The organism is Ruegeria sp. BG11, from assembly GCF_056538565.1.
Genome location: NZ_JBQFTH010000012.1, coordinates 146,805 through 154,522, shown reverse-complemented (window position 1 = coordinate 154,522; position 7,718 = coordinate 146,805). Strand labels below are relative to the sequence as shown.

The window sequence follows — 7,718 nt, the reverse complement described above, 5'->3', positions numbered from 1 at the left end:
GACCGTCAAAAATATCCGTCCCGGCCGTGATCTGCGCAAGATTGTCATCATTGCCATCCGTCAGCTGAACCGCCTCAGGATCAATCGGGTCATAGAGCGAGCCCACCGTCACCGACACCGTTGCGGTCCGGCTCTCGGTGCCGTCCGAGACCGCATAGCTAAAGCTGTCGTTGCCGATATATCCCGCATCCGGGGTATAAAGAATCTCGCCATTCACCACCGACACAAATCCGTTCGACGGGGCCGAGCCCGACACATCGATCGTCAGTGCATCGCCATCCGCATCACTGTCATTGGCCAGAACGTCAATCGAGATCGCAACATCCGGGTCTGTGGTCGCCGTGTCATCCTGAGCGTCCGGCGCGTCATTGAGCGCGTCCACCGTCACCGAGACCGTGCCCGCCGTACTCTCCTTGGTGTCGCTGAGCGTATAGCCGAAGCTGTCCACCCCGTTGAAATCCGCATCCGGCGTATAGGTCGCAACCCCGTTTGCCAGGGTGACCGAGCCATGCTCGGTCTCGACCACGCCGACGGTGCCGGGATCGTCGAAAGCGCTGGTCAGCGCGGTCACGCTCAGCGGGTCGCCATTGGCGTCGCTGTCATTGGCCAGCAGATCGATCACCACCGCCTGGTCTTCGTTTGTGGTGGCGGCATCGGGGGCGGCCACCGGCGCGGCGTTGGTCTCATAGACCGTCACCGTCACGGTGGCGGTGTTGCTGGAGCTGCCGTCCGAGGCCGCATAGGTAAAGCTGTCCTCGCCAACAAAGCCGGGATCGGGCGTATAGACGATCTGCCCGTTCGAGACCGAGACCTGACCGTTTGCGGGCGTCGAGCCCGAGATATCGATGCTCAGCGCATCGCCATCCGCGTCGCTGTCATTGGCCAGAACGTCGATCTGGATCGGGCCGTCCTGCTCACCGCTGGTTGCATCGTCCTGCGCCACCGGCGCATCCGGCGCCGGCGTCACCGTCACCGTCACCGTCGCAACGGCCGTACCACCCTGACCGTCCGACACCGTGTAGCTAAAGCTGTCGGTTCCGTTGGCATCCGTATCCGGCGTGTATTCAAGCTGACCTGCATTGATCACCACAGAACCAAACTGGCCTTGGGTGACCGACTGCAGCGACAGCGTGCCGCCATCCGCATCGCTGTCATTGGCCAGAACGTCAATCGTGACACTCTGATCCTCATCCACCGTCGCTGCGTCATCAACCGCATCCGGCGCTATGTTTGTGCCTGCCGTCAGTAACCGTCCGTTTGCTTCCATATCGGCTTCGGTTCCGGCCAGGTTGCGGACGCCGGTGAGCAGGGCGACCTGGACGAAGCCGCTGGCCCCGTCCGGGTTGATCTCCAGCAGCGTGTCATTGCCAACCGTGGTGAAGCGCACAAAGTCGGTCAGTGTGTCGACACCCTGTGTGTAGCCCACCAGCGCATCGCCCACATCCAGGAAGTTCCACCAGGCGTAATCCTCGACCGTGTCCAGCGCACCATCGACCACCGAGAACTTGAACGTGTCATTACCTTTGCCGCCCGTCAGCGTATCCGCACCCGCGCCTCCGTCCAGAACGTCATCGTTCTTGCCGCCGTCCAGAACATCATTCCCAGACCCGCCATAAAGACTGTCGCCGCTGTCATTGCCGTTCAGAACGTCATTGCCGATATTGCCATAGAGCAGATCGCCGCCATCCCCGCCATAAAGCGTGTCATCGCCGGCCAGACCGTCAAAAATATCCGTCCCGGCCGTGATCTGCGCAAGATTGTCATCATTGCCATCCGTCAGCTGAACCGCCTCAGGATCAATCGGGTCCAGCCCTACCTGTACAGTAACCCAAGCTGTGTTTGAGACTTCTCCGTTGTTGTCCGAAACTGTGTACTCGAAGCGTTCGATTCCGACGAAATCTGGATCAGATGGCGTGTAGGTAAACAAACCGGTCCCGAGATCTTGTGACAGGCTGCCGAATGTTGGTGCTTGCGTGATTACGATATCGCTGTCGGTAAGTGGCAGGCCGTCGGGATCATTGTCGTTTGCCAGCAGATTCAGAATAACCGGCCCGCTCTCGGTCAAGACGACCCAATCCTCCTGTGCAATGGGTGCCGTGCGCGCAGTGAAGCTTACGGAATCATAGGTTGCAGAAGTGGATGGTGCGAACGTGGGGGCGCCCATCCAACTCGGCGTCCCGTGCCAGATGCTCAGAAAAATCTGCGCGTCTGCGGTTGGAACTTCTAGGTCGGTGGGATCAATCACAGAATGTAAAAGATTCCCATCTGCATACCATTCAATCGAGTCTGGTCCCCATTCGATCGTGTAGGTGTGCAATCCGGCTGAAGAGTCGAAGCCTAGGTCAACAACGACTCCCGAACTCTCGCCGCCAAAGTGATATGTCACCAGTGCCTGGGTTGGATCACTGCTAAGGAACTCAAAATCGATTTCGGTCTGGGGGGAATATAGGAAAAATGTCGAGTTTGCACCGCTGCCATCTGCCGTCTGCATCGTGACGGTGTATGTTCCAAAACTAAAGTCTTCGACAGAGCGTATTTCACCGCCGCTATAGGATTTTCCATCCAGTGGTTGATCATCAAGTGTCAGGGTAAGTTGACCCGCTTCAACCGTGACATTGGAAGGCGACCAGGCTGTATCAATCCAGCCTCCGGGCAATGCGTAGTCCGATATCAGCCAATCACTGGCATGCAATGGAGAATCAAATTCTTCAGAGAATGTCGCCATGTAACCCAACCCACTATTAAACCAGTGACCACATCCCGCGCGAAACTAGGTTGTTGCCACCCTACTGGCTAAAACAAAACTCAAACAATCTCAGCCCTATGTATTTGTATAGCTAAGAAGGGCCTCAGGGCAAATCAACTCTACGCCAAAATCACCGGATAATCGTTTCCCTTATTGAAACGTTTGCTTTCAAATTCCCATTTCGTGCACTGATCGCAAATATATGGCGCGATTGCAAAAAAAAACGCCTCCTCTGAATGCTGCTCTTTTGTCACTTATCTGCGATACGGTTGACACGGGGCTCAGTCAAACCAGGTACACTCTGGCTGGCCTGTTCTGCGCTCTGGCGGGATGTCTCGGGGGCAGTGTCCTTGAAGTTAACCTCGGTCAAGAGGTTGCGAATTTTAGTTTCGTAGATTGGGCGCGCATATTTTTGTTCATATAATGTGCGGGCATTCCCCGCGCGTCGCTTGGCTTCGTCGGGGCTATCCAGCACTTCACGCATACCTTCGGCGATCGAGTCTGGTGTCGGGTCGACCAAGAAGCAATATTCATCATCCAGCACCTGCGTGTGCGACCAGATGCGCGTAGCAATCAACGGCTTACCGCTTGCAAGTTGTTCGTAGACCTTCAGTGGCGTGTTGGTGCCATCGATACGGGGAGACAACAAAACGTCTGCGTCCCGGTTCAACCTCAAGGCAGCCTTCTTGGATACTCGGCCGGTAAACACACATTGATCTGACAACCCTTCATAGGTCGCCACTTTTTTCATAGCATTGACCTGATCCGGAGTGCCGCCGGCCAATATTAGCCTTGCCTTTGGGTGTTGATCGGCAATCTTTGCAAACGCTTTGATGACCCGATCGATACCTTGGTATTTTTCGAATGTCCCAGCGTAGACCATAGTTGGGTTTTCTGCGGAAAACACGACATCTTCAGCCTCGGAATCTACAGCTGCAGATGCACCGTGAGAGGCCTTTAGTTTGACATCGTCGAAGATCGAATTTTCGATTAGGAACTGCTTTTGCTCGGCGACGCCCTGTTGCAGGGCATAGTCTCGCAGATCCGGACATATCGTGATCACCGCATCCGCAGCTTTCAGGCAGCTTTCCTCGAGAAAGCGGAAGATACCGATCAGTATTTTCGATTTCGTGAAGCCGAAGTTTTCGAGTTGTTGAGGTAGGCTGGAATGCATGTCGTAGATCATCCGAAACCGGAAGATCGGCTTCAGCGCCCTGCACCAGAAGACGGATTCCTCATGGGCATGGACCAATCCGTACCGGTGCCTGATGAGCATACCGACCGTCCAGAGCAGGACAAAGACATCCAGAAACATCTTCTTTATAGATGGTCCGATCGGAACAGGTTCCAGGAACGCGATACGCGGGATACGCACGATGCGCACGCCCGGAATATCCACATCCTGTCCTGGATGATAGGTCAGCAGGTCTATTTTCACGCCTGCCTCGGCCAGAACGAGCGTCCGATAGTAGACGCTGAACGGTGTCCCCCGGGGGGTGAAGAACGGATGTGGTGCAACAACCAGCATATCCGCTTTTTGGTGCGCTGAAAGCGTGTGCTGATCAGACATTACAACCATCCCTCTTTGATATACCAGTCGGCGGTATCCGCCAGCCCGCTCTCATTCGTATAAAGATATTCGTATCCGGTCTGCTCTCGCATCTTAGACGTATCGAACGCGCGATCCTTGGTGAAGAAGGCGACCCGTCTTCGGTAGATCGGCGGCTCGACCCCTAGCGGTTTGCAAATGCTTTCGCAGATGTCGCCAGCGATGAAAAACGGGGTGACGGGCAGGCGGATGATCGCGGGTGTCGCCTGCAGGTCTTTTGCGATGACGCGGATCATCTGCTCGATACTGATGGGATCCCGGGCACCGCAGATATAGACCTCACCGAGGGTTTTCTCATGCGTCGCGGCTAGGATCATGAAGCGGACTAGGTCTTTCACGTGGATCAGGTGGTACATGCCTTTGCACCCGTATCCCAAGATGGGAACGACTGGTTTCTTCGCCATCCTGAAGACCTTCAGCAAACGGCGATCCCCGGGACCGTAAATGGCCGCGGGCCTGACCACGGTAAGCGGCAGATCCTCGGTCTCGGCAAAATCCCGGATCCAGAGTTCCGCTTCGACCTTGGTGTCTTGGTACCGATCTCCGGGCGAGAAACGATATTCCTCGTTTGCGGGCGGGTCTTCAATATGCCCGTGAACACCTATGGTAGAAACATGGACAAACCTTTTGAAGCCAGGATTTTTGGCGACGGCCCGGGCCAAGTGATGCGTGCTTTCCACATGGACCTTCCAGTAGATGTCGTCACTAATCTTGGCTTCGCGATATGCTGCAGCAACATGGAAAACATAATGAACGCCATCAGTAGCCTGTTTGACCACGCTTTCGTCGAATACATCGCCCTGGAAGAATTCGATCGGCAGATCCCTGATGTCATCAATCTGTGACGACTTGCGTACGATTGCGCGCACCGTGGCACCTGTCGCACACAATTTCCTGACCAGATGCTTGCCGGTGAAGCCGGTCGCTCCGGTCACCAGTACAATATCGCCTGCACCAATACTCATAGTGACGTCGCCTCTAACTCGTTGATCAATGTGTTTCTAAAGGTAGACGGAGCCAAACGATTCAGAACCTGCTGCGCTTCTTTGCGCCGCAGGTCATCTGGCCAGCTAAAATATTCCGCCATCGTCCATAAAATCAAAGCAAAGTGTTTTGTACTCATCCGGCCTAATACAAGGTCATTAGTCCGGCGTAAGACAATGTCGGCAAAGCTGAAAGCCTGCGTATTTTCGACATGCGTCACTACAAAGTCGCGCAATTGCGCATCAGAAAGCTTACAAGTGTCATGCGGCATGTCCGGATAGTCCGGAAGAGGTGTCCGGCGCGTCTGACATGTGCGGCGGTCATTCCAGTGCTCCAGCAGCCGGTCCACGGCCTGTTCCGCCGTCAGCCGGGCCGTGGTCCACTTGATGCTGACAATGCTGAACAGACCGCGGATGTCATCCGTGGCCTCATGATCAATGATCTTGCTTTCGTGCAGCTTTGCCCCGTCCTCGCTGACGCTGTCGTGCCCCGGTGTCAGGCCCTGGTAGCAGTACAGAACATCTTCGGTTTTCAGGTCCATCGCGGGGTAGGCCACGTTGAATTCGTCCACAAATGCCGCGATTTCATCCTGATCGACGGTCATGTCACCCGTGGTGCTGCGATATGTGAAATGTGTCGTGCCAATCACGGCCTTCCCTTGCCAGGGCACGACAAAATACATCCGCTTGGCTGTGTCGATCCTAGAATCGGAAGCCCGGTTACTCTTGACCGCAATGGCATGTGGCAACGCGGGCTTGTTGGTCACAAGGTTCATGCTTTTGACCAATCCAACGGTCAGCGACAGATCAGAGTGTCCCGCATGTTTCAGCCAGTTTGCGACCCAGGGTCCGGTTGCGTTGACCACTGAACGCGCCTGTATTTTGATCGCTTCACCGGTTCGCATGTCGGTTGCCTCAAGTCCGCAAACGACATTTGGATGGGTGGTGTTAAAGCGCAGCTTTTCGGCTTTCACGTAATTGGCGATACATGCGTCATGATCCACTGCTTGCTGTAATATCTGCAAAACGGCCTTATCCGCGAAACCAACCTGAGCGTCTGTCCATAGACCCCCGCCCGTCATGTCACTTTGATCTATGCCAGGGGCAAGTTTTTTGCAGGCGGCAGCGCGCATGAGCCGCCCCTTCGGCCAACCCGGTCTGCTGCCGTTTCGCAAGGAAACAAAGGCGCTCAACACCTCAAACAGGCCAATCCCCGCTCCCAATGCCAACGGTCCCCGCATGCCGAACCCGTAGGTGGGCATCAGAAATTGCAGGGGCTGAACAAGATGAGGCGCGGTCTTCAGGAAAATCTGCTGCTCCCTGATGGATTCAATAGCGCGCTTGAAATTTAGATGCTGAAGGTACCGGATGCCGCCATGTATGGTCTTCAGGGAATTGTGGCTGGTTGCGCTGCAAAAATCCGCTTGCTCAATCAGCGCGACGCTCAGCCCCCGCAAAGCCGCGTCCCGTGCAACACATGCGCCCTGAATGCCGCCGCCAATAACAGCCACATCAAAGATACGATCTTGCAGGTGTGACGGGTCGCGCTTCATGGTTTATTCGGCCGAGTCCGGTTTCTGTAAAAAGGCAAGCATGTGATATCCGGTATTCCGGGTCATGCGCGCCGGAAGGGCGTGGAACAGATCAACGAAAAGGGTGTTGTAGAGGGTTGCTTTCCACCCCTTGTGCACCTCTGTCCTTTTGGGAAACCGGTAAAGCCTGATTTCTCTCTCATGGAACGGGCCGATCAATTCCCTGAACTCACTCAGGTCCATCTTGTGAAACACCGGAGCATCCATGTAATCAATTTTCACTCCGGCGGTGCGGTGCATAAAATACAACCACGATCGCCTGTTAATTGTCATCAGAAGAGCTCTTCCTTCCGGCTTCAAGACACGGTAGATTTCACGCACCATTTTTTCGGGCGATGGCGTAAAATGAAGAACAGTGTGGCAATAAACAAAATCGAACGTATTGTCCGGAAACTCCAACGCCTCTCCGTTCATGACTTGAAAGTGCCCCGGAAGCCCTCTCCATCCGAAGTTTTCCTTTGTCAGTTCTATTGCCCGTGGCGAGATGTCTATGCCGGTGACATCGGCGCCATGTGATGCAAAGCAAGACGTATCCGTCCCAAGACCACATCCGATATCCAGCACCTTCTGACCGGACCATCGATCATACCCGGCAATGGGAGCAAGGTAATCGAGCTTTTCAAAGCGATACCGTTCGACTTCTTTGAAGAAGTCTGGCGTCCCGACCTTAATGTGACGCGCCACTTTCCAGTTCGAAACGTTCTGGTCCCAAAAATCCGAGATGCTTTTCACCGGCCAACACCATCCAAACTAAAACTCTTAACCAATCGTGTTGCGCGCACTCTACG

General features: G+C 54.9%; 5 protein-coding genes. All 5 read right to left on the bottom strand.

Translation table 11 applies throughout. From position 1 onward, the window contains the following. The coding region (locus ACR0JF_RS18990; protein WP_480669662.1) for an Ig-like domain-containing protein at positions 1–2,725 on the bottom strand (2,725 nt) is incomplete at its 3' end. A 271-nt stretch (positions 2,726–2,996) separates the two neighbouring features. Continuing rightward, positions 2,997–4,316 carry a glycosyltransferase family 4 protein gene (locus tag ACR0JF_RS18985; protein WP_480669661.1) on the bottom strand — a complete coding sequence of 440 codons (1,320 nt, stop codon included), beginning with the start codon at positions 4,314–4,316 and terminating at the stop codon, positions 2,997–2,999. Beyond that, a complete protein-coding gene (locus tag ACR0JF_RS18980) occupies positions 4,316–5,320 on the bottom strand; it encodes an NAD-dependent epimerase/dehydratase family protein (protein WP_480669660.1) in 1,005 nt (334 codons plus the stop codon). Before ACR0JF_RS18980 ends, ACR0JF_RS18985 begins: the two co-directional genes overlap by 1 nt. After that, on the bottom strand, positions 5,317–6,891 hold the full coding sequence (locus tag ACR0JF_RS18975; protein WP_480669659.1) for a glycerol-3-phosphate dehydrogenase/oxidase: 1,575 nt from the start codon (positions 6,889–6,891) through the stop codon (positions 5,317–5,319). Before ACR0JF_RS18975 ends, ACR0JF_RS18980 begins: the two co-directional genes overlap by 4 nt. A gap of 3 nt (positions 6,892–6,894) precedes the next feature. Next, a complete protein-coding gene (locus ACR0JF_RS18970) occupies positions 6,895–7,662 on the bottom strand; it encodes a class I SAM-dependent methyltransferase (protein ID WP_480669658.1) in 768 nt (255 codons plus the stop codon). Positions 7,663–7,718 lie beyond the last annotated feature (56 nt).

What these genes read in the sequence shown, in the direction of transcription:
- ACR0JF_RS18985 (WP_480669661.1), bottom strand. Translation starts at nt 4,316, where the DNA reads ATGTCTGATCAGCACACGCTTTCAGCGCACCAAAAAGCGGATATGCTG.
- ACR0JF_RS18980 (WP_480669660.1), bottom strand. Translation starts at nt 5,320, where the DNA reads ATGAGTATTGGTGCAGGCGATATTGTACTGGTGACCGGAGCGACCGGC.
- ACR0JF_RS18975 (WP_480669659.1), bottom strand. Translation starts at nt 6,891, where the DNA reads ATGAAGCGCGACCCGTCACACCTGCAAGATCGTATCTTTGATGTGGCT.